The 20,398-nt window shown below is 73.0% G+C and carries 22 protein-coding genes; 7 read left to right on the top strand and 15 right to left on the bottom strand.

What is annotated here, in order from left to right; all coding sequences use genetic code 11:
- The first annotated feature begins 99 nt into the window (after positions 1 to 99).
- Positions 100 to 1,686, top strand: coding sequence for a glycoside hydrolase family 13 protein (locus ACQ1X7_RS02390; RefSeq protein ID WP_432476545.1), 1,587 nt, complete (start codon positions 100 to 102; stop codon positions 1,684 to 1,686).
- Positions 1,687 to 1,710: 24 nt separating this feature from the next.
- Here the strand turns inward: ACQ1X7_RS02390 and ACQ1X7_RS02385 are convergent, their stop codons facing one another.
- From ACQ1X7_RS02385 to pdxH, 6 genes are all read right to left on the bottom strand, one after another.
- The gene (locus tag ACQ1X7_RS02385) at positions 1,711 to 2,172 is read right to left on the bottom strand and encodes a MarR family winged helix-turn-helix transcriptional regulator (RefSeq protein ID WP_432476544.1); all 462 of its coding nucleotides are present in this window, start codon (positions 2,170 to 2,172) and stop codon (positions 1,711 to 1,713) included.
- Positions 2,169 to 3,719, bottom strand: a complete 1,551-nt coding sequence (locus ACQ1X7_RS02380; protein WP_432476543.1) for an MDR family MFS transporter — start codon at positions 3,717 to 3,719, stop codon at positions 2,169 to 2,171. Before ACQ1X7_RS02380 ends, ACQ1X7_RS02385 begins: the two co-directional genes overlap by 4 nt.
- 410 nt (positions 3,720 to 4,129) lie before the next feature.
- Positions 4,130 to 6,133: an ABC transporter ATP-binding protein gene (locus ACQ1X7_RS02375; RefSeq protein WP_432476542.1), complete on the bottom strand. Its 2,004-nt coding sequence runs from the start codon at positions 6,131 to 6,133 to the stop codon at positions 4,130 to 4,132.
- On the bottom strand, positions 6,130 to 7,866 hold the full coding sequence (locus ACQ1X7_RS02370; protein WP_432476541.1) for an ABC transporter ATP-binding protein: 1,737 nt from the start codon (positions 7,864 to 7,866) through the stop codon (positions 6,130 to 6,132). Before ACQ1X7_RS02370 ends, ACQ1X7_RS02375 begins: the two co-directional genes overlap by 4 nt.
- A complete protein-coding gene (locus ACQ1X7_RS02365; protein ID WP_432476540.1) occupies positions 7,866 to 8,444 on the bottom strand; it encodes a TetR/AcrR family transcriptional regulator in 579 nt (192 codons plus the stop codon). Before ACQ1X7_RS02365 ends, ACQ1X7_RS02370 begins: the two co-directional genes overlap by 1 nt.
- A 52-nt stretch (positions 8,445 to 8,496) precedes the next feature.
- On the bottom strand, positions 8,497 to 9,135 hold the full coding sequence (gene pdxH / locus ACQ1X7_RS02360; RefSeq protein ID WP_432476539.1) for a pyridoxamine 5'-phosphate oxidase: 639 nt from the start codon (positions 9,133 to 9,135) through the stop codon (positions 8,497 to 8,499).
- A 55-nt stretch (positions 9,136 to 9,190) separates the two neighbouring features.
- Here pdxH and ACQ1X7_RS02355 point away from each other — a divergent pair, with 55 nt between their 5' ends.
- Together ACQ1X7_RS02355 and ACQ1X7_RS02350 are read left to right on the top strand one after the other, a co-directional pair.
- Positions 9,191 to 10,303 carry a citrate synthase 2 gene (locus ACQ1X7_RS02355; protein ID WP_432476538.1) on the top strand — a complete coding sequence of 371 codons (1,113 nt, stop codon included), beginning with the start codon at positions 9,191 to 9,193 and terminating at the stop codon, positions 10,301 to 10,303.
- Entirely contained in the window at positions 10,291 to 10,863 is a 573-nt protein-coding gene (locus ACQ1X7_RS02350; RefSeq protein ID WP_432476537.1) for a GNAT family N-acetyltransferase, read from the top strand. The genes ACQ1X7_RS02355 and ACQ1X7_RS02350 overlap by 13 nt, the downstream gene beginning before the upstream one ends.
- A gap of 75 nt (positions 10,864 to 10,938) precedes the next feature.
- Here ACQ1X7_RS02350 and ACQ1X7_RS02345 read toward each other — a convergent pair whose 3' ends face one another.
- Positions 10,939 to 11,340, bottom strand: coding sequence for a VOC family protein (locus ACQ1X7_RS02345; protein WP_432476536.1), 402 nt, complete (start codon positions 11,338 to 11,340; stop codon positions 10,939 to 10,941).
- A 44-nt stretch (positions 11,341 to 11,384) separates the two neighbouring features.
- Between ACQ1X7_RS02345 and ACQ1X7_RS02340 the strand changes: the two genes are divergently transcribed.
- Positions 11,385 to 11,957, top strand: coding sequence for a class I SAM-dependent methyltransferase (locus ACQ1X7_RS02340; RefSeq protein WP_432476535.1), 573 nt, complete (start codon positions 11,385 to 11,387; stop codon positions 11,955 to 11,957).
- Positions 11,958 to 11,974: 17 nt separating this feature from the next.
- Here ACQ1X7_RS02340 and ACQ1X7_RS02335 read toward each other — a convergent pair whose 3' ends face one another.
- Complete coding sequence (locus ACQ1X7_RS02335; protein WP_432476534.1) at positions 11,975 to 12,565, bottom strand: hypothetical protein; 591 nt, start codon at positions 12,563 to 12,565, stop codon at positions 11,975 to 11,977.
- Complete coding sequence (locus tag ACQ1X7_RS02330) at positions 12,552 to 12,890, bottom strand: hypothetical protein (protein WP_432476533.1); 339 nt, start codon at positions 12,888 to 12,890, stop codon at positions 12,552 to 12,554. The genes ACQ1X7_RS02335 and ACQ1X7_RS02330 overlap by 14 nt, the downstream gene beginning before the upstream one ends.
- Positions 12,891 to 12,977: 87 nt before the next feature.
- Between ACQ1X7_RS02330 and ACQ1X7_RS02325 the strand changes: the two genes are divergently transcribed.
- Together ACQ1X7_RS02325 and ACQ1X7_RS02320 are read left to right on the top strand one after the other, a co-directional pair.
- On the top strand, positions 12,978 to 13,328 hold the full coding sequence (locus ACQ1X7_RS02325) for an ArsR/SmtB family transcription factor (RefSeq protein WP_432476532.1): 351 nt from the start codon (positions 12,978 to 12,980) through the stop codon (positions 13,326 to 13,328).
- Entirely contained in the window at positions 13,325 to 14,257 is a 933-nt protein-coding gene (locus ACQ1X7_RS02320) for an SRPBCC domain-containing protein (protein ID WP_432476531.1), read from the top strand. Before ACQ1X7_RS02325 ends, ACQ1X7_RS02320 begins: the two co-directional genes overlap by 4 nt.
- A 7-nt stretch (positions 14,258 to 14,264) precedes the next feature.
- On the opposite strand, the gene ACQ1X7_RS02315 is transcribed toward ACQ1X7_RS02320, so the two are convergent.
- Both ACQ1X7_RS02315 and ACQ1X7_RS02310 read right to left on the bottom strand, forming a co-directional pair.
- On the bottom strand, positions 14,265 to 14,837 hold the full coding sequence (locus ACQ1X7_RS02315; RefSeq protein ID WP_432476530.1) for a hypothetical protein: 573 nt from the start codon (positions 14,835 to 14,837) through the stop codon (positions 14,265 to 14,267).
- A gap of 58 nt (positions 14,838 to 14,895) precedes the next feature.
- Complete coding sequence (locus tag ACQ1X7_RS02310) at positions 14,896 to 15,381, bottom strand: GNAT family N-acetyltransferase (protein ID WP_432476529.1); 486 nt, start codon at positions 15,379 to 15,381, stop codon at positions 14,896 to 14,898.
- Positions 15,382 to 15,448: 67 nt separating this feature from the next.
- Here ACQ1X7_RS02310 and serC point away from each other — a divergent pair, with 67 nt between their 5' ends.
- Positions 15,449 to 16,570 carry a phosphoserine transaminase gene (serC, locus tag ACQ1X7_RS02305; protein ID WP_432476528.1) on the top strand — a complete coding sequence of 374 codons (1,122 nt, stop codon included), beginning with the start codon at positions 15,449 to 15,451 and terminating at the stop codon, positions 16,568 to 16,570.
- A 68-nt stretch (positions 16,571 to 16,638) separates the two neighbouring features.
- Here the strand turns inward: serC and ACQ1X7_RS02300 are convergent, their stop codons facing one another.
- From ACQ1X7_RS02300 to ACQ1X7_RS02285, 4 genes are all read right to left on the bottom strand, one after another.
- Entirely contained in the window at positions 16,639 to 17,136 is a 498-nt protein-coding gene (locus tag ACQ1X7_RS02300) for an O-acetyl-ADP-ribose deacetylase (RefSeq protein ID WP_432476527.1), read from the bottom strand.
- Between the two features lie 13 nt (positions 17,137 to 17,149).
- On the bottom strand, positions 17,150 to 18,145 hold the full coding sequence (locus tag ACQ1X7_RS02295) for a DNA topoisomerase IB (RefSeq protein WP_432476526.1): 996 nt from the start codon (positions 18,143 to 18,145) through the stop codon (positions 17,150 to 17,152).
- A gap of 62 nt (positions 18,146 to 18,207) precedes the next feature.
- Positions 18,208 to 19,191: a hypothetical protein gene (locus ACQ1X7_RS02290; RefSeq protein WP_432476525.1), complete on the bottom strand. Its 984-nt coding sequence runs from the start codon at positions 19,189 to 19,191 to the stop codon at positions 18,208 to 18,210.
- Positions 19,178 to 20,389, bottom strand: coding sequence for a class I SAM-dependent methyltransferase (locus ACQ1X7_RS02285; RefSeq protein WP_432476524.1), 1,212 nt, complete (start codon positions 20,387 to 20,389; stop codon positions 19,178 to 19,180). Before ACQ1X7_RS02285 ends, ACQ1X7_RS02290 begins: the two co-directional genes overlap by 14 nt.
- Between the last annotated feature and the right edge of the window lie 9 nt (positions 20,390 to 20,398).

Genomic DNA, 20,398 nt, shown 5'->3' with positions numbered 1-20,398 from the left:
TCTTTCCCGGGCCAACCTCCGGTTTCCCCGCCCAGGCGGGGAAACCGACCGCCCCCCGCCGGATTGACCCCCACCCGCCGCACCACCACACTGGAGCGCATGGCTTGGAACGATCCAACGGGGTCTGGCGCGGTGTGGTGGCACAGCGCGGTCACCTACCAGATCTACGTCCGCAGCTTCGCCGACTCCGACGGCGACGGCGTCGGCGACCTCGCCGGCATCACCAGCCGGCTCCCCTACATGCGCGACCTCGGGGTCGACGCGGTCTGGCTGACGCCCTTCTACACCAGCCCGCAGCACGACCACGGGTACGACGTCGCCGACTACTACGACGTCGACCCGCTGTTCGGCGACCTCGCGGCCGCGGACGACCTGCTCGCGCGCGCCCACGAGCTGGGGCTCAAGGTGATCGTCGACCTGGTCCCCAACCACACCTCCAGCGACCACGCGTGGTTCCGGGCCGCGCTGGCCGCGGGCCCCGGCAGCCGCGAGCGCGACCGCTACATCTTCCGCGAGGGCAGGGGCGACGACGGCAGCGAGCCGCCCAACAACTGGCGCTCGGTCTTCGGTGGCCCCGCGTGGACCCGGGTCGAGGACGGCCAGTGGTACCTCCACCTCTTCGACACCACCCAGCCCGACCTCGACTGGCGCAACCCCGCGGTCGGCGACATGTTCGAGGACGTGCTGCGGTTCTGGCTCGACCGCGGCGTCGACGGGTTCCGGGTCGACGTCGCCCACGGCCTGGTCAAGGAGGAGGGCCTGCGCGACCAGACCGGCACCCTGACCGCCGGCCACTCGGGCGCGATGGTCGAGCGCGCGGTCGACGACGAGCCGATGTGGGACCAGCCCGAGGTGCACGACGTCTACCGCCGGTGGCGCAAGATCCTCGACTCCTACGACGGTGACCGGATGGCCGTCGCCGAGGCGTGGACCCAGACCGCCGAGTCGATGGTGCGCTTCGTGCGTCCCGACGAGCTCTCCCAGACCTTCAACTTCGCCTGGCTGCTGGCCGAGTGGTCGGCAGCAGCCTTCGCGGACGTCGTCCGGGGCACCCTGACGGCACTGCAGCCGGTCGGCTCCGCCCCGACGTGGGTGCTCAGCAACCACGACGTCGTCCGCCACGTCACCCGGTACGGCGGCGGTGACCGCGGCCTTGCCCGGGCCCGCGCCGCGACGCTGACGATGCTGGCGCTGCCCGGGTCGGCCTACCTCTACCAGGGCGAGGAGCTCGGCCTCGAGGAGGTCGACGTCGCCCCCGAGCACTGGCAGGACCCCGCCTCGCTGCGCACCGGCGAGCGGGGCCGTGACGGCTGCCGGGTCCCGCTGCCGTGGGAGGGCTCCCAGCCGCCGTACGGCTTCGGTCCCGGCTCCGCCCAGCCCTGGATCCCGCAGCCCGGTGACTGGGCCGACCTGAGCGTCGACGCGCAGTGGGGCCGGGAGGGCTCGACCCTGGAGTTCTACCGCGCGGCGCTGCGCGCCCGGCGCGAGCACACCCTCGACCTGGGCGCCGAAGTCGTGCTCGGGGACGCCGCGAACGACGTGCTCACCTTCCGGCGCGACGGGCTGACGGTCGTCCTCAACTGCGGCTCCACCCCGGTCCCGCTCCCGGAGGGCGAGGTCGTGATCGCCAGCGCCCCGGTCGAGGACGGGCTGCTGCCCGCCGACACCGCTGCCTGGCTGGTCTGAGCGTCCGCGCGGGGGACCACCGGATCACGCCGAGTCGTCGAGGGCGGCGTTGTAGCGCGCCAGCTGGTCGGCGAGGGCCGACAGCTCGGTGGTGGTGAAGCCGCTGAGCCGACGTTCGAACCTCTCGCTCCGCTCAGCCCGGACCCGGGCCAGCCGCGCGGCTGCGTCGTCGCTGAGCGAGAGCAGCACCGCGCGGCCGTCGTGCGGGTCGGGGGTGCGCTCGAGGAGGCCCAGCTCGACCAGGTGGGTGATCTGACGGCTCACTGCGCCCTTGTCGATGCCCAGCTCGTCGACGACCGAGGAGGACCGGGAGGGCCCACGCTCCTCCAGGTGCGCGAGCAGGAGGTACGACGCCGGCTGGAGGTCGGGGTGCACCGCCCGGGCGCGGACGCCGATGACGCGCCGGACCCGCCGGAGCAGCACGCCGACCTCGCGCTCGATCGAGCGCAGTGCGGCGTCGCGGCCGGACGGGCCCGACGTGGTCACTGCCGGGCCCCGCCCTCGACGAGCTCGGCGGCCGCCTCGGGGTGCAGCTCGTCCTCGCGGAGGATGGTGGTGCGGAGGGGGACCTCGCGGATCAGCAGCACGCAGCCGAAGGCCAGCACCGCGAACGGCAGCGCCACCAGGAACAGGTGGCCGGTCGCGTCGCCGAAGGCCTGCTCGAACAGCGCCCGGACCGGCTCCGGCAGCGTCGACAGGTCCGGGATCGCGTGGCTCTCCTGCTCTCCGGACGCAGCGATGCCCAGCCGTGCCAGCCCCGAGGCCACGGTGTCGGCGACCTGGTGGCTGAGCACGGCTCCCAGCGCCGAGACACCGATCGAGCCTCCCATCGATCGGAAGAATGCCACGACCGAGCTGGCGGCGCCCATGTCCGACTGCGCGGTGTTGTTCTGCACCGCCAGCACCAGGTTCTGCATGGTCGCGCCGAGCCCGAGCCCCAGCACCGCCATGAAGCCGCCGACCAGCACCAGCGAGGTGGTGTGGTCGATGGTGGCCAGCAGCGCCAGCCCGACGATCACCAGGGCCATGCCCCCGACCAGGTAGCGCTTCCACCGGCCCGAGGCGGTGATCCGGCGCCCGGACACGATGCTGGACACGAGCAGCCCACCGACCATCGCGATCGACATCAGGCCGGCCTCGGTGGGGCTCATCCCGCGGGAGAGCTGGAAGTACTGGCTGAGGTAGACGGTCGACCCGAACATCGCGACGCCGATCAGCACCGAGGCTGCGGTCGCGAGGGACGTCGTCCGGTCGCGGAACAGCCGCATCGGGATCACCGGCTCGCGGGCGACGCGCACCTCGACGAAGACGGCCGCAGCCAGCACCACCAGGCCGACGGCGACCAGGAGGGCGCTCGTGGCGGAGGTCCAGGCGAACTGGTTGCCGGCGAGCGAGACCCACACCAGCAGCACCGAGACACCGCCGACGAGCAGGGTCGCGCCGAGGTAGTCGATGTGCACCCCGCGCTTCACGACCGGCAGGTGCAGCGTCTTCTGCAGCACGACGAAGGCGAGCAGTGCGACCGGCAGCCCGACGTAGAAGCACCAGCGCCAGCCGACGGTGTCCACCAGCAGGCCGCCCACGAGCGGCCCGCTGACGGTGGCGAGGGCGAAGGTGGCGCCCACGTAGCCGGCGTACCGGCCGCGCTCGCGCGGGCTCACCATGCTGGCGATCACCACCTGGACCAGGGCGGTCAGACCGCCGACCCCGAGGCCCTGGAAGGCGCGAGCACCGATCAGCACCTCCATCGAGGGGGCGAACCCGGCGACCAGCGAGCCGGCGGAGAAGATGACCAGCGCGGTCTGCACCAGCAGCTTCTTGCTGAACAGGTCGGACAGCTTGCCCCAGATCGGCGTGGTCGCGGTCATCGTCAGCAGCGTGGCGACGACGACCCAGGTGTAGCCGGTCTGGCTGCCCCCGAGGTCGGCCACGATCACCGGCAGCGCGTTGGACACCACGGTGCTCGACAGCATGGCCACGAACATCGCGAGCAGCAGGCCGCTGAGGGCCTCGAGCACCTCGCGGTGCGACATCGTCCCCGACTGCTCCGCCGACGCGGCGGGTGCGGGGGACGGGACGGGCGCGGAGGGAGGTGCCGGGGTCACGGAGTCTCGATTCACGACGACAGAACAGTTGACTTTGGCAACTATATTCCCTCGCCATGCGATCCGTGAACAATGAGAACGACCCGCAGGTGCGGCGCACGCCGTACGGCGGCACCCCTCCGGAGGGACGTGCTCCGGATCACCTGCGGGCCGGGTGACTGCTGTGGATTCGTCAGCAGCCGGGCCGGGCGCTTCCGCCCGACCGTTGCTACTGGCTGCTAGCGGGCAGCCACCTCACGCGTCCTGGAAGAATTCATTCCTCGGACCACCTCCTTTCCCGTGTGCCCTCACGCTACGGCCCGCCCCCAAGCGCCTTCAAGGAAATTTCCGTGCGTGCCCTAGGCGGGCGCACCGGCGTCGGCCTCGGCCATCGGCTGGGTGAACTGGGAGGCGTGCAACCGGGCGTAGGCACCGTCGGCGACCAGCAGCTCGTCGTGGGTGCCCTGCTCCACGATCGCGCCGTCCTCCATGACCAGGATCAGGTCGGCGTCACGGATCGTGGACAGCCGGTGGGCGATCACGAACGACGTCCGGTCGGCGCGCAGCGCCGCCATCGCCCGCTGCACCAGCACCTCGGTGCGGGTGTCGACCGACGACGTCGCCTCGTCCAGGATCAGCAGCGCCGGCTGGGTGAGGAACGCCCGGGCGATCGTGACCAGCTGCCGCTCGCCGGCCGACAGGTTGGACCCCTCCTCGTCGATCACGGTGTCGTAGCCGTCGGGGAGCGAGTGGACGAACCGGTCGACGTAGGTGGCGCGCGCAGCCTCGACGATCTCGTCGTCGATCGCGTCCGGCCGGCCGTAGGCCAGGTTGTCGCGGATCGTGCCCTCGAACAGCCAGGTGTCCTGGAGCACCATCCCGACCTGGCTGCGCAGCGTCGCGCGCGGCATCCGGGTGATGTCGACTCCGTCAAGGGTGATCCGGCCGGCGTCGAGGTCGTAGAACCGCATCACCAGGTTGACCAGCGTGGTCTTGCCGGCCCCGGTCGGGCCGACGATGGCCACCGTCTGGCCGGGCCGGGCCACCAGTGACAGGTCCTCGATCAGCGGCCGCTCCGGCTCGTAGCGGAAGGAGACGTGCTCGAAGGCGACCTCGCCCCGGCGCACGGGTGCGGTGCCGGGCTCGGCCGCCGCGTCCGGCTCCTCCTCGGCGTCGAGCAGCTCGAAGACCCGCTCGGCGGAGGCGACCCCGCTCTGGAGCAGGTTCATCATCGACGCGACCTGGGTGAGCGGCTGGGTGAACTGCCGGGTGTACTGCACGAACGCCTGCACCTCGCCGAGCGTCAGCGCCCCGCTCGCGACCCGGAGCGCGCCGACGACCGCCACCAGCACGTAGTTGACGTTCCCGAGGAACATCATCGCCGGCATGATCAGGCCGGACATGAACTGGGCCCCGAAGCTGACCTCGAACAGCTCGTCGTTCTCCTCGGCGAACGCCCGCTCCACCTCCTCCCGGCGGCCGTAGACGCTCACCAGGGCGTGCCCCGAGAACGCCTCCTCGATCTGGGCGTTGAGGGTGCCGGTACGCCGCCACTGCGCGATGAACTGGCCCTGGCTGCGCGTCATAATCGCCCGCGTCACCAGCAGCGACACCGGCACCGTCGCGAGCGCCACGAGGGCCAGGAGGGGCGAGATCCACAGCATCATGCCGAGCACGGCGAACACGGTGAGCAGGGAGTTGAGCAGCTGGCTCATCGTCTGCTGCAGCGACTGGCTGATGTTGTCGATGTCGTTGGTGACCCGGCTGAGCAGCTCGCCGCGGGGCGAGCGGTCGAAGTAGGACAGCGGCAGCCGGTGGATCTTGGCCTCCACGTCGTCGCGCAGCGTCCGGACCGTGTTCTGGACCGCGCTGTTGAGCAGCAGGCCGCCGCACCACGACATCAGCATCGCGACGACGTAGATCGCCAGCGCGAGCAGCAGCACCGACCGGAGAGCGTCGAAGTCGATGCCCTGGCCGGGCACCACGTGCGGGGCTCCGGCCAGCACGTCGCCCAGCCGCTCCTCACCCCGGGACCGGAGCGCCTCGACGGCCTGGTCGCGCGTCGTTCCCTCGGGCAGCCGGCGCCCGAGGTAGCCGGCGAAGATCAGGTCGGTCGCCGTGCCGAGCACCCGCGGCCCATAGGACATCAGGGCGACGCTGACCACGGTCAGGCCCAGGACCAGCGCGACCTTGAACCGGTCGGGGCGCAGCCGGCCGACCAGGCGGCGGGCGGACGGGGTGAAGTCCATGGCCTTCTGCCCGACCATGCCGCCGCCCATCGGGCCGCGGCCCGGGCCGGGCCCGGCCTGGATCCGCTCGGTGGCGCGGAAGCCCTTCGACTTGTCCGTGGCGGGGGCGCTCATGCTGCGGCCTCCGTGGTGAGCTGCGACTCGACGATCTCGCGGTAGGTCGCGCACGACTCCAGCAGCTCGTCGTGCCGGCCGCGGCCGACGACCCGGCCGTCCTCCAGCACCAGGATCAGGTCGGCGTCGCGGATGGTGGACACCCGCTGCGCCACGATCAGCACGGTGGCGTCGGTGGTCCGTGGTCGCAGCGCGGCCCGGAGCCGGGCATCGGTCGCGAGGTCGAGCGCGGAGAAGCTGTCGTCGAACAGGTAGATCGCGGGGCGGCGTACGAGCGCGCGGGCGATGGCGAGCCGTTGCCGCTGGCCGCCGGAGAAGTTGGTCCCGCCCTGGGCCACGGGGGCGTCCAGCCCCTCGTCGAGGGCCTCGACGAAGTCGCGGGCCTGGGCGACGTCGAGCGCCTCCCACAGCTGGTCGTCGGTGGCACCGGCGCGACCGTGCTCGAGGTTGCTGCGCACGGTCCCGGAGAACAGGTAGGCCCGCTGCGGGACCAGACCGAGCTCCGCCCAGAGCGCCTCGGGCTCCAGGTCGCGGACGTCGACGCCGCCCACCGCGACCGACCCACCGGTGACGTCGAACAGGCGCGGCACCAGGTTGACCAGCGTCGACTTGCCCGCGCCGGTGGAGCCGACGACCGCGACCGTCTGGCCCGGCCGGGCCTCGAACGACACCTCGGAGAGCACCGGTTCCTCGGCGCCCGGGTAGGCGAACGTCGCCGCGCGGACGTCGAGGTGCCCACGACGGGACGGGTCCGGTCGTTGCGGGTCGGCGGGCGGCGTCACCGAGGTCTCGGTGCCGAGCACCTCGGCGATCCGGTCGGCGCACACGGCGGCCCGGGGCGTCAGCATCAGCATGAACGTCGCCATCATCACCGACATCAGGATCTGCATCAGGTAGGAGAGGAACGCGGTGAGCGGGCCGACCTCCATCAGGCCCGCATCGACCCGGTGGGCGCCGACCCAGAGGACGGCGACGCTGCTGACGTTGACGACCACCATCACCAGCGGGAACAGCGTCATCATCCAGCGGCCCACCCGGAGTGCGACCTCGGTGAGGTCGTCGTTGGCCCGGTGGAAGCGGTCCACCTCGTGGCGTTCGCGCACGAACGCCCGGACCACCCGGATGCCGGTGATCTGCTCGCGCAGGACCCGGTTGACCTCGTCGATCCGGGGCTGCTGCTGGCGGGAGTACGGGATCATCCGGCTCACGACCAGCCCGACGGCGACGAACAGCGCGGGCACGACGACCAGCAGGGCCCAGCTGAGGCCGGCGTCGACGCGCAGCGCCATCAGCACGCCGCCGACCATCATGATCGGCGCCGCGACGGCCATCGTGCACGACATCAGCACGAGCATCTGCACCTGCGTGACGTCGTTCGTCGTGCGGGTGATCAGCGACGGCGCCCCGAAGTGCTGCACCTCCCGGGTCGAGAAGGTGCCGACCCGCCGGAACAGCTCGGCCCGCAGGTCGCGACCCAGACCCATCGCCGTCCGCGCCCCCAGCCGGACGGCGAGCACCGAGCAGACGATCTGGACCAGCGAGACCGCGAGCATGACGCCGCCGAGCTCCCCGATCCGGCCGGTGTCACCGGTCGCGATGCCGTCGTCGATGATGTCGGCGTTCAGCTTCGGCAGGTAGAGCATCGCGACGACGCCCACGAACTGGAGCGCCACCACGGCGCCCAGCGGCCTCCGGTACGTCGCCAGGTGCTCGCGCAGCAGCCGGACCAGCATCAGTCGGCCTCCAGCATCCCGTGCAGCAGCACGTCGACGATCTCGGACGGCGTCATCGGCTGCCCGTGGGAGATGGCGGGGTGTGACCCCGAGAAGGTGAGCAGCCGGATGATCTGCAGGGCGCGGTCCGGGTCGACCCGGAGCCGGGCGGCGTCGTCGCCGAGCACGTCGCGCACCAGGGGCTGCAGCCGGGCCTCCCAGCGCTCCCGGAACTCGCGCCGCCGTTCCTTCTCCGGCGCCGCCATGCCGAGCTTGTCCATGAGCAGGAAGATCCGGGAGAAGCGCTGCTGCATGGCGGCGACCAGCGCCTCCAGCCGCTCGTGGAGGGGGGCGTCGAGGTCGATCTCGCGCAGCCGTGCCTCGTAGGCCGTCGGCGCGATGGCGCTGTCGACCGCGGCGTCGATCAGGGCCTCCTTGGAGTCGAAGGCCCGGAAGATCGTGCCCTCGGCGACCCCGGCCGCCTCGGCGATCAGCCGGGTGGTGACGGCCCGCCCGTGCTGGAACAGCAGCGGGACGGTGGCCTCGACGAGAGCGGCCCGGCGCTCGTCGGGCGTGAGGGGGGTGGCGCGCGGGGTCACCCCGCCAGCCTAAGTGAGTGAGCGCTCACTCACAACTGGATTTCCGACGCGGTCAGGGGGCGAGCCGCTCGACCCGCCACCCGATGGGCTCGCGCCGGTAGACCAGCCGGTCGTGCATCCGGCCCGGTCGGCCCTGCCAGTACTCCACGGCCTCGGGCACGACGAGGTAGCCGCCCCACTCGTCCGGGACCGGCACGTCGCGACCCTCGAACCGCACACTGACCTCGTCGTACGCCGCCATCAGCTCGGCGCGGTCGGCGACCGGGCGCGACTGGTGGGAGGCGTGGGCGCCGAGCTGGGCGCCCCGCGGCCGGGTCGCGAAGTAGGCCGCGACCTCCTCGCGCGAGAGTGCCGAGGCCACCCCGTCGACCCTGACCTGGCGCTCGAGCGGGTGCCACGGGAACAGCAGCGCGCAGCGCTCGTTGCCGGCGAGCTCGACGCCCTTGCGCGAGGCGAGGTTGGTGAAGAACACGAAGCCGCGCGGGGAGATCCCCTTCAGCAGCACCATCCGCGCCGCAGGGCTGCCGTCGGCCGAGACCGTGGCGACGACCATCGCGTTCGGCTCGTAGAGCCCGGCCTGCCGGGCGTCGGCGAACCATCGGTCGAACATGGTGAACGGGTCGTCGGCGAGGTCGGCCTCGTGCAGGCCGGCGTCGGCGTACTCGCGACGCAGCGCGGCCAGGTCATCCATGGCGCCGAGGTTAGTCGGCGGGCAGAATGCGCTCGGGTCGACCGGAAGGGGAGGCATGAGCGAGCAGCCGCAGGTCCACCACGGCCTCGAGGGCGTGGTGGCGTTCGAGTCCCGGATCGCCGAGCCGGACCGGGAGGGATCGGCGCTGCGCTACCGCGGCGTCGACATCGAGGAGCTGGCCGGTCGGGTCCCGTTCGAGAACGTCTGGGGACTGCTGGTCGACGGCTCCTACACGCCAGGCCTGCCGCCGGCGGAGCCCTACAACATCGCGATCCACACGGGCGACGTCCGGGCCGACGTGCAGGCCAGCGTCGCGATGCTGGCGCCGATGCTCGGCATGGGCCAGACCTACGACATCAGCGACGACCAGGCGCGGCTCGACCTGTCGCGGGTGGCGGTGATGGTGCTGTCGTACGCCGCCCAGAGTGCCCGCGGCATCGGCATCCCGCTGGTCCCGCAGCGCGAGGTCGACCGGGGCCGCACCCTCGCCGAACGGTTCCTGATCCGGTGGCGCGGTGAGGCCGACCCGGCCCACGTGAAGGCGATCGACGCCTACTGGTCCTCGGCGGCCGAGCACGGCATGAACGCCTCCACGTTCACCGCACGGGTGATCACCTCGACCGGGGCCGACGTCGCGGCGGCGTTCTCCGGTGCGATCGGCGCGATGAGCGGGCCCCTCCACGGCGGCGCACCGTCCCGGGTGCTGGGCATGATCGAGCAGGTCGAGCAGCGCGACGACGCACGGACCTACGTCAGGGAGCTGCTCGACGACGGGCAGCGGCTGATGGGGTTCGGGCACCGGGTCTACCGGGCCGAGGACCCGCGCGCCCGCGTGCTGCGGCGTACGGCGCAGGAGCTCGGCGCCCCGCGCTACGAGGTGGCCCAGGAGCTGGAGCAGGCGGCTCTGGCCGAGCTGCGGGAGCGGCGACCGGACCGGGTGCTCGAGACCAACGTGGAGTTCTGGGCTGCGATCGTCCTCGACTTCGCCCGGGTGCCGGCCTCGATGTTCACCTCGATGTTCACCTGCGCCCGGACCGGCGGCTGGTCGGCCCACATCCTGGAGCAGAAGCAGACCGGGCGGCTGATCCGTCCCTCCGCGATCTACACCGGCCCGGTCGTGCGGGCCGCCGCCGAGGTGGCGGGCTGGTCGGAGGAGTGGGCGGGCTGACCACGGACCGGCGACCGACCCTGGCGACCGAGCGGCTGCGGCTCGAGCCGCTCACCGACACCCACACCGACCTGCTGGTCGGGCTCGACGCCGACCCCGAGGTGCTGCGGTTCATCTTCGGCCGGGCCCTGACCCGCGAGGAGGTGGTCACCGACCACCTGCCGCGCCGGCTCCGGCCGGACGGCCCACCACGGGGGATCGGCTACTGGGCGGGCTTCGAGGGCGGCACGTTCGTCGGCTGGTGGACCCTCGCCGTCGACGACGCCGACCGCGACACCGCCGAGCTCGGCTACCGGCTCCGGCGCGAAGCCTGGGGTCGTGGGCTGGCGACGGAGGGCTCCCGCGCGCTGCTCGACCACGCGTTCGGCACCCTCGGGCTGCCGTACGTCTGGGCGACCACGATGGCGGTGAACGCCGGGTCGCGGGGTGTGATGACCCGGCTCGGGATGACCCACGTCCGGACCGACGTCGAGGAGTGGGACGACCCGCTCCCCGGCGCCGAGCTCGGCGAGGTCCGCTACGAGATCACCCGCGAGGAGTGGCTCGGCGGCTCCGGCTGACCTCGTCGTACCCCGACATCTGCGTGGTCGATCGGCCTTTCCACAGCACGGGTGTCGGGTACGAGGACGAACGGCTCACCACATCGGCTCGGGCTCGTCCTCGAAGGCCGGCGGACGGTACTTCGGCTGGTAGAGCATCATCGACCTCGCCCCGGGAACCCGGATCCGGACGGTGCTGCCCCACGGCTCCTCCTGCACCGCACCCTCGAACTCGGCACCCCGCTCGCCCAGCTCGGCCATGGTCGCGGCGAGGTCGTCGCACAGGAGCGAGACGTCGAAGGCCTGGCTGGTGCGCTCGGAGCCGCCGCCCTCCCCCTCCCACGACGCGGGATGGACGCCGAGCTCGCTCGGACCGGTGCGGAAGATCAGCCAGCCCCCGCCCGTGTCGACGCCCGGCAGCTGCAGCACGTCGCGGAAGAACGCGCGGGCCGCGTCGGGGTCGTCGGCGTAGACGAGGGTGTGCAGGGCGTTGATCATCGCCCCACCGTAGCCCGGCCCAGGCGCCGTGGTTGGCTCGTGCCGTGGGCGATGTGGAGACGTGGGACGCCGAGGCCGGGACCTTCGACGAGGAGCCCGACCACGGGCTGGCCGACCCCGCCTGCCGGGCGGCGTGGCGCGAGCTGCTCATCGGCGCGCTGCCGCCGCCCCCCTGCCGCGTGGCCGACCTCGGGTGCGGCACCGGCACCCTCTCGCTGCTGCTGGCCGAGGAGGGACACACGGTCACCGGCGTCGACTTCTCCCCCGCGATGGTCGAGCGGGCGCGGGTGAAGGCCGGCGGGGTGGCCGAGTTCCACGTCGGTGACGCCGCGGCGCCGCCCTTGCCGCCCGCGTCGTACGACGTGGTGCTGTGCCGGCACGTGCTGTGGGCACTCCCCGACCCGGCGGCCGCCCTGGCGCGGTGGGTCGCGCTGCTCGCCCCCGGCGGACGACTGGTGCTGGTGGAGGGGCGCTGGCACACCGGTGGAGGACTCTCCGCCGGTGAGACGCTGGCCCTCCTGGAGGCCACCGGGCGCACCGGGACGCTGCGGCCGATGCCCGAGCCGGTGTTCTGGGGCGGCGTGACCGACGACGAGCGCTACCTGGTCGTGGGCTGACAAGGGGCCCCGACCGCTCAGAACGGCAGGTCGGTGGTCCCCGGCGGCACGACCAGCAGTCCGGTGACCCGACCGTCGCCGTCGACCGCGACCCGGCCGTGCCAGTCGGCCGCCTCGCAGGCGAGGGTCGAGGAGACCACGACGGTGCCGCTCACCGGCTCGTCGAGCGGTGCGGCCGAGCCGTCCGGCAGCTGCACGACGACCTCGCGCACGGCCTCGAGCCGGCCGCCGTCCGCGACGACCCGGGCCCACGTGCCGAGCACGGTCTCCCGGTCGAGGGCGCCGGCGGCCGAGTCGTGGAGCAGCTCGCGCAGCCCGTCGTAGTCCCCGCCGTCGACCATCCGCCACACCCGCTCCGCGACCGTCACCGCGCCTTCTGGTGTCCGTCGTCCCACCTGCTCCCCCGTCCTCGGGTCGGTCGCGGTCCCGAACCGCTTGAACGCCGCCTGCCGACTGGTGCCCAGCACCCGCCCCACCTCGGCCCAGGAGTGGCCCGCGGTCCGCGCGGCCTCGACCGCGAGTCGCAGGTCCTCGCGGGCAGACTCCACTCGCCGGGCCGCGTCGCGGACGCCGCCGAGGGGCTCCTCGGGGTCGTCAGCCGTCACCACGGCCGGCACTCGCGGCCGCCTTGCGCCCGTACGGCGCGAGCAGGCCGGCGATGATGAACCCCGGGGCCCACCACGACCCGTTGTCCGCGCCGCCGACCAGGAAGAGCACGTAGCCGAGCGCCACCGACACCACGGCGGCCACCGCGTAGGTGGACACCCCCACCATCGGGCGGGATACCGCGTCTCCGGCGGAGATGATCACCCAGAGGGCCATGGCCAGCACCGCCCCGATGACGTACGGCGGCCAGCCGTCGGCCGAGAGCAGACCGACGGCGAGGGTCACTCCGGCGGCGACGGCGAGCGTGGACATGATCCGGTTCCCCATGCCCGCCATGCTGGTCATCGCCGACGAAGGTTGTCAACCTCGGGTTGACACTTGACATGTGACCATACGGTCACATAATGTTGCCCCGTGGACTCCCAGGACGCCGTCTTCCGGGCGCTCGCCGACCCCACCCGGCGGGAGGTCCTCGACCTGCTGTTCGCCCGCGACGGTCAGACCGTGGGCGAGGTGTGCGCGGCGTTCGACGACCGGATGAGCCGGTTCGGCGTGATGAAGCACCTGGCCGTGCTCAGCGAGGCCGAGCTGGTCCTCACCGCGAGGGAGGGCCGCAGCAAGCGGCTGTTCCTCAACCCGGTCCCGATCGAGCAGGTCGCCAACCGCTGGATCAGCAAGTACGCCGCCCGCTTCACCTCCGCCCTGGTCGACCTGCAGGAACACGTCGAGAACCCGCCCGAGACCGCCGAAGGACCCGCGTCATGAGCCTCACCGCGCACGTCTACCAGATCCACATCAACGCGGACGCCGACCAGGTCTGGGCCGCGATCACCCGGTCGCAGTGGAAGAAGCGCTACTTCCACGGCACGTCGTACGCCGAGGGCCCGACGCCGGGCGCCCGCTACCGGACCGTGAAGGCCGACGGCGGCGACGCGATCGACGGTGTCATCGAGGAGATGACGCCGCCGACAGACGGGCGGCCGGGCCGGTTCGTGCAGACCTGGCACGTGCTCTACGACGCCGAGCTGGCCGCGGAGCCGCCGAGCCGGGTGGAGTGGACGATCGAGCAGGTGGGCGACCGGCTGACCCGGGTGCGGCTGGTGCACGGCGGCCTCGCCTTCAGCCCACTCACCTGGGCCAACGTCAAGGACGGCTGGGTGTGGGTGCTCGACGCGCTCAAGACCGTGCTCGAGACCGGCCGCACGCTGCCCCGGATCACCGTCGAGCCCGAGGACGCTGCCGCGCCCGCCGAGGGCGACTGGCACCGGCGCCAGGGCGTCGAGGCCACCCACGCCGCCTTCCGGCTGCTCGACGGGGAGCGCGACCCCACCGCCGACGAGGAGCTGCTGCGGCTGGCCTACGCGGCGGCGTACCACTGGGAGCGGGCGGAGGGCTCCCTGCCGGCCAACGCCGTCCGGGCCGACTACCTGGTCTCCCGGGCGCTCGGCGCGACCGGTCAGCCCGACCGGGCGCTGGTCGCCGCCGACCGGGCGCTCGCCGCCTGCCTGGCGCACGGGATCGCCGACTTCGACCTCGCCTACGCGCACGAGGCGCGGGCGCGCGCCCTGTCCGCCCTGGGCCGGACCGACGAGGCCGGGGCCGCGTGGCGCGCGGCCCGCGCGGTCGAGGTCGCCGACCCCGAGGACCGGGCGATCGTCGAGGCCGACTTCGCGGCCGCGGCTCCGACGGGCTGAGCGCTTGCTAGTCCACCCGGCCGTCGTACCAGCTGGTGCGGCCGCGGGCACCGGCGCGGCTCAGCGAGATGTGCATGTGGTCGCGGTGCCGCAACGTCTTGGAGCAGTTCCTCTTCCGCCGGCAGGAGGAGCTCAGGTAGTTCTTCTCGGCGAACTCGCGCCGGTCGTACGAGCGGTAGATGTGGTCGTTCCAGATGATGTACATGATCCCCATCCGCCGCGCCTTGGCGTCGGTGTTCCCGGCCTGGTCGGTCGCGCGCACCCGCGTGAGGAAGCGCGCGGCGATCCGCCGGTGCTTCGGGCGGGTGGCGTCCAGGGTCCAGTCGAAGGCACGGCCCTCCTCGTGCTCGGAGGTGCTCCGGCTGCAGGGACGGGAGATGTGGCCGAAGCTCCCGCCCTGCGTGCGGACGATCCAGCGGCCCAGCACCTTGGTGCCGGGCTTGGCCTTGGGGGCGCACCGGGTACCGGGCTGGTACTCCGCGTAGTCGTCGATCGCGTACGCGGCGGGGGCGGTGAACAGGACGAGGACAGCGGCAGTGACGGCAGCGACGAGCAGCCGCCCGCGGGGGTGGGGGGACATAAGGCCTCTCCGGGGGGGGTCGGGGCTCCGTCGAGGGTAGGTCGGCTCGGCCGTGCTGTCACCCGGTCGCGGCGAGCGGCTTGGCGAAGCACCGGTTCTGGGGCGACCACCGGTAGTGGCCGAAGCTCGGGATCCGGGTGTAGCCGGAGGACTCGTACAGCGCGATCGCCTCCGGTTGCGCCAGGCCGGTCTCGAGCACCATCGCCCGCGCTCCGGCCTCGTGGGCGGTGAGCTCCAGGTGGGCGAGCATCGCCCGCGCCAGCCCGCGGCCGCGCGCCGAGGACACGACGTACATCCGCTTGACCTCGGCGGTGTCGACGGTGCCGAACGCCTCCACGTCACCCCGACGGCGCCACGCGCCCGACGTCACGGGCCGGTCATCGAGGTAGCCGACGTAGAAGCTGCCCGCCGGCGGCTCGAACATCAGCGGGTCGAGCGGGGTGTCGTCGCGGCCGCCGTAGCGCGCGACGTACTCCTCCTGGACCTCCTCGATGAGCAGCAGCGCGTCCGGGTGGCCGAAGCCGACACGCTCGATCCGCAGCACGGGTGCCAGAATAGGAGTGCTGACAGCGTCGTCAGGCACGAGACCACGCACCACCGAAAGGTTGCCCATGACCGACGCCCTCCAGATCCCCGACCACCTCAAGCCCGCCGACGGCCGCTTCGGCGCCGGCCCGTCGAAGATCCAGACCGGCCACCTCGACGCGCTGGCGGCCACCGGTTCCTCGCTGATGGGCACCTCGCACCGGCAGGCGCCGGTCAAGGACACGGTGGGCCGTGTCCGGGCGGGCCTCGCCGAGCTGTTCTCGCTGCCCGCCGGCCACGAGGTCGTGCTGGGCAACGGGGGCGCGACCGCCTTCTGGGACGTCGCGTGCTTCGGGTTGATCCGCGACAAGAGCCAGCACCTGTCCTTCGGCGAGTTCTCCGCGAAGTTCGCGACGTCGGCCAGCAAGGCGCCGTGGCTGGCCGAGCCCTCGGTGATCAGCAGCGACCCAGGGTCACTGCCCGCCCCGGTCGCCGAGGACGACGTCGACGCCTACGCGTGGGCGCACAACGAGACCTCGACGGCGGTGATGGCGCCCGTCGTACGACCGGCCGGGACCGCCGACGACGCGCTGGTGCTGGTCGACGCGACGTCCGGCGCCGGCGGTCTGCCGGTCGACCTGACCGAGGTGGACGCCTACTACTTCGCGCCGCAGAAGTGCTTCGCCTCCGACGGCGGGCTGTGGGTGGCGATCCTGTCGCCCCGCGCGCTGGCCCGGGTCGAGGAGATCGCGGCGACCGACCGCTACGTGCCGCCGTTCTTCGACCTGCCGACCGCCATCGACAACTCCGCCAAGAACCAGACCTACAACACCCCGTCGGTCGCCACGCTCTTCCTGATGGCCGAGCAGCTGGACTGGATGAACGGCCAGGGTGGCCTCAAGGGGATGGTCGAGCGGACGACGGCGGCCTCGGCCGCGCTGTACGGCTGGGCCGAGCGCACCTCGTGGACCACGCCGTACGTCGCCGACCCGGACCTCCGCTCGCTGGTCATCGGCACCATCGACCTCGACGAGTCGATCGACGCGGCGCTGGTCGCGAAGACGCTGCGCGCCAACGGCATCGTCGACACCGAGCCCTACCGCAAGCTCGGCCGCAACCAGCTCCGGATCGCGATGTACCCCGCCATCGACCCCTCCGACGTCGAGGCCCTCACCGGCTGCATCGACTTCGTCGTCGAGCACCTGTGAACAACTCGCGGTAGTTCAGTGGCAAATGGCCCCCGGCACGCTGGCCGCAGGGGCCACTCGCCACTGGACTACCGCTCCAGGCGGGCGGCGATCTGGTCGTGGGTGGCCCGGTCGAGGGCGACCAGCCGGGTGAGGGTGACCTCGGTGCGGGTGGTCCGGAGGGTCTCGACCGCGGCGTCGACGGCGTCGTCCTTGGGCCACCCGAAGATGCCCGCGCTGATCAGCGGGAAGGCGATCGTCCGGGCGCCGACGTGGTCGGCGACCGCGAGGGCGCGGGCGTAGCAGGAGGTGAGCAGCGAGCGGTCGCGCTCGCCGGCGGAGTAGTTCGGGCCGACGACGTGGATCACCCACTGCGCGGCCAGGTCGCCTCCTGTCGTCCACCCGGCGTCGCCGGTCGCGAGGCCGTCGGGGAAGCGCCGGATGCAGTCGTCGAGCACTGTTGGACCACCCGCCCGGTGGATCGCCCCGTCCACCCCGCCACCGCCGCGCATCGCCCGGTTGGCGGCGTTGACGACCGCGTCGACCTGCTGCTGGGTGATGTCCCCCTGCACGACCGTGAGCTCCATGGCCCCACGGTAGTCAGCGCAGCAGCCGGAGCACCGCCCGCTCCAGGGCGGCCTGCCGCTCGTCGGCGGTCCGGTGCCGGCGCCGGGCGGCCGCGGCGATGGTGCGGCCCTCCTCGTAGGCGTCGACCACCCTCGGGTCGACGTACGACGTGCGGGCCAGCGTCGGCGTGTTGCCGAGGAAGTCCGCGACCTCCTTCATCGTCGCCGAGATCGCGCGCTTGCGGGACGCCTTGGTCGTGCCCGGCTCGTCGGACTCGGCCAGCGCGGCGGCCGCGATGACGGTGGCGTGCCAGGTCCGGAAGTCCTTGGCGCTGTACTCCTCCCCCGTTCGCTCGCGCAGGTAGTCGTTGACGTGCGTGGCGTGCAGGTCGCTCCACCGGCGCCCGTCCTTCCAGGCGAGCAGCTGCTCGCCGCCGCGGCGCCGCCGCATCGCCTCCAGCGCCTCGAGGGCGTGCGGGTCGTCGATGGTGATGCTGTGCTCGATGCCCGACTTGCCGACGAAGCAGAACACCAGGGTCTCCCCCACCCTCCGGACGTGCTCGCGCCGCAGGGTGGTGAGCCCGAAGCTGCCGTGCTTGTCGGCGTAGACGTCGTTCCCGATCCGGAAGTACCCGAGGTCGAGCAGCCGTACGGCGGTCGCGCACGCCCGCTCCAGGGTCATGCCGGCCGTGCCGAGGTCGACCAGGATCTGTTCGCGGGCCCGCGAGAGCACCTTGCCGAAGGCGAGCACCCGTTCGTGCTTCTCGGTGTCGCGCATGGTGCGCCACTCGGGGTGGTAGAGGTACTGCCGCCGCCCCGCGTCGTCGGTCCCGACCGCCTGCAGGTGCCCGTTGTCGGCCGGGCAGATCCACACCTCCTCCCACGCCGGCGGGATCACCAGCTTCTTGCAGCGCGCGACGTCGACGTCGGCCAGCCGCAGGCCCTCGGCGTCGAGGTAGACGAATCCCCTCCCGGCCCGGCGTCGGGTCCAGCCCGGCTGGTCGGGGGAGGTGTGTCGCAGCCGCGGCATGCCGGGGATCGTACGTCGGTGCCGACCGGCCGGACCTCACCCCGTGGTAGGCAGCCGGCGGCTCAGCGGGGCCGCAGCGACCGCAGCAGCACGACGACCATCGCGACCAGGATGCCGGCGCCGATCAGCCACGACCTGACGTCCGGGCGCGCGGAGGAGGCCGGGTCGGGAGCGGGCTCGGGGAGCGGCTCGGGCGACGGGGAGGCCGACGGCGTCCGGTCCCCGGCCTCGTCCTCGGCGGCGGTCGCAGGCGCCACACGTGGTGGCAGGTCGACGGCGTACACCGGGGCCCGGGGTCCCTCCGAGCTCACCAGCAGCCGACCGCGGTCGTCGACCGCGAGTCCCTCGCCCTGCCGCTGCGGTGGCAGCGGCACCTCGCTCACCTCGGTGAACGACGGGAAGCGGTAGACGACGGCCCGGCCGTAGTCGCGCAGCACCACGTGCCGGCCGTCGGGGAGGAACGCGCCGTCGGTCGCCAGCGCCAGCGAACGGCCGACCGGACGCAACCGGTTGACCCCCTCGGCATCCAGCTCCCGGGGCGCGGCGAGCACCTCCCCGCCCAGCACACCTTTCGTGACCACGTACAGCCGGCCGGTGCGGGGGTGGGCCAGCAGCGTCTCCGCGTCGGTGGCGCCGTCGGGGTAGGCGAGTCGGTAGCTCTCCACCGTGCCGGACACCTCGCCACGTCCGACCGGGACCGAGGTGACCACGACGCCGTCGCGCTCCTCCGCGTTGTCGCCGATGTCCCCCACCCAGACCCTGCCGGGCGGCCCCGGCGCGAGCGCCTCGACGTCGACGGGCGCGGCCGCCCACCGCGTGACCCCCACGGTGCGTCCGCTCCGGTCGACGGTGAAGACGCGCGCCTCGTCGCCGGAGTCGTTGACGGTCTGGAGCAGGCCGTCGCGGGCGACGAGTCCGCTCGACTCCACGATCTCGGGGTCGGCGAAGCGCAGCACCGGTGCGTCGTCGTCGGGCGCCGCCGCGGTGAGGCCGAGGCCGAACGGGAGCGCCACCGCGAGGGCGACGCCCGCCTCAGCCAGTCCCACGGTCGCCCAGCAGCTCTCCGAGCCGCGGCGTCACGTCCCACGCCGCCACCAGGTCGGCGTACTCGCTGCGCAGCGCGGGGCCACCGGTGTCGCCGGTGCGGACGGCACGCAGCAGCGTGTTGCGCGGGGTGTGCGCGCTCTCCACGAACTCGATGACCTCGACCCGGTAGCCCTCGAGCCGCAGCAGCGAGGCCCGCAGGGCGTCGGTGAGGGTGTCGGCGAACCGCTCGCGCAGGATGCCGTGCCGGACCAGGGACGCGTACGGCGCGGGCGGAGCGGCCCGGCGCAGCTGGGCGGCCACGTCGTGGTGGCAGCACGGGGCCGCCAGCACCAGCGGCGAGCCCCACCGGACCGCGCGGACCAGGGCGTCGTCGGTCGCCGTGTCGCAGGCGTGGAGGGCGAGCACGACGTCGGGCGGCTGCTCGAGCTCGGCGTCGGAGATGGTGCCGGCGACGAAGTCGGCGTCGATGCCGAGCCCGCGGGCGACGTCGTCATTGTGGCGCCGCGACTGCTCGCGCACGTCGACGCCGGTGAGCCGCACGGGGAGGCCGCGCACCTCGGTCAGGAACCGGTGGGCGGCCAGGGTCAGGTAGGCGTTGCCGCAGCCGAGGTCGACGACACGGAGCGGGTCGTCGGCGGTCGGGGAACGGAGGTGACCGGCCTCGACCGCCTCGCGCACCGCCGCGTCGAGGACCCTCAGGAACTCCTCCACCTGGCGGTACTTCGCCTGCCGGGTCGGCTTGACCCGGCCCTGCCGGTCGCTGATGCCGAGCGCGACCAGGACGGGGTCGTCGGCGGGCAGCAACCGGGCCTTGTCGCGGTCGTGGTCGCGGTCGACCTCGACCGCCTGCTCCCGCGGGGCGGCGTGCACCAGGCCGTCGCCCTTCTTGGTGACCCGCACCTGAACGGTCTCGTCGGTGGTGTCGACGTGCCAGTTCCCGAACGGCACGTCGAGCAGGTCGGACACCGCCTCGGCGGCGCTCTCGCCGACCGGGTGGTTGGCGGTGTGGGCCTGGGTCTCGTCGTACGACGTGACCTGGAGGTGGCGCCCCTCCCGCAGGTCGACGTAGCGCAGCTCGACCCTCCGCCAGGCGGGCCGGTCGTGTCCCTTGCGCCGACCCGACCCGATGGCGCGCACCAGTCCGTCGTGGTCGAGCAGGAGCGTCCCGACCCGGTCGAGCGCCTCGTCCAGGTTCACCGCCACACC

Origin of the sequence: Nocardioides sp. GXQ0305 (genome assembly GCF_050880345.1) — a bacterium.
In the GTDB taxonomy this organism is placed as follows: Bacteria; Actinomycetota; Actinomycetes; order Propionibacteriales; family Nocardioidaceae; genus Nocardioides.
Note: the sequence above shows the minus strand (reverse complement) of the source record. Positions and strands in the feature narration are given on the sequence as shown.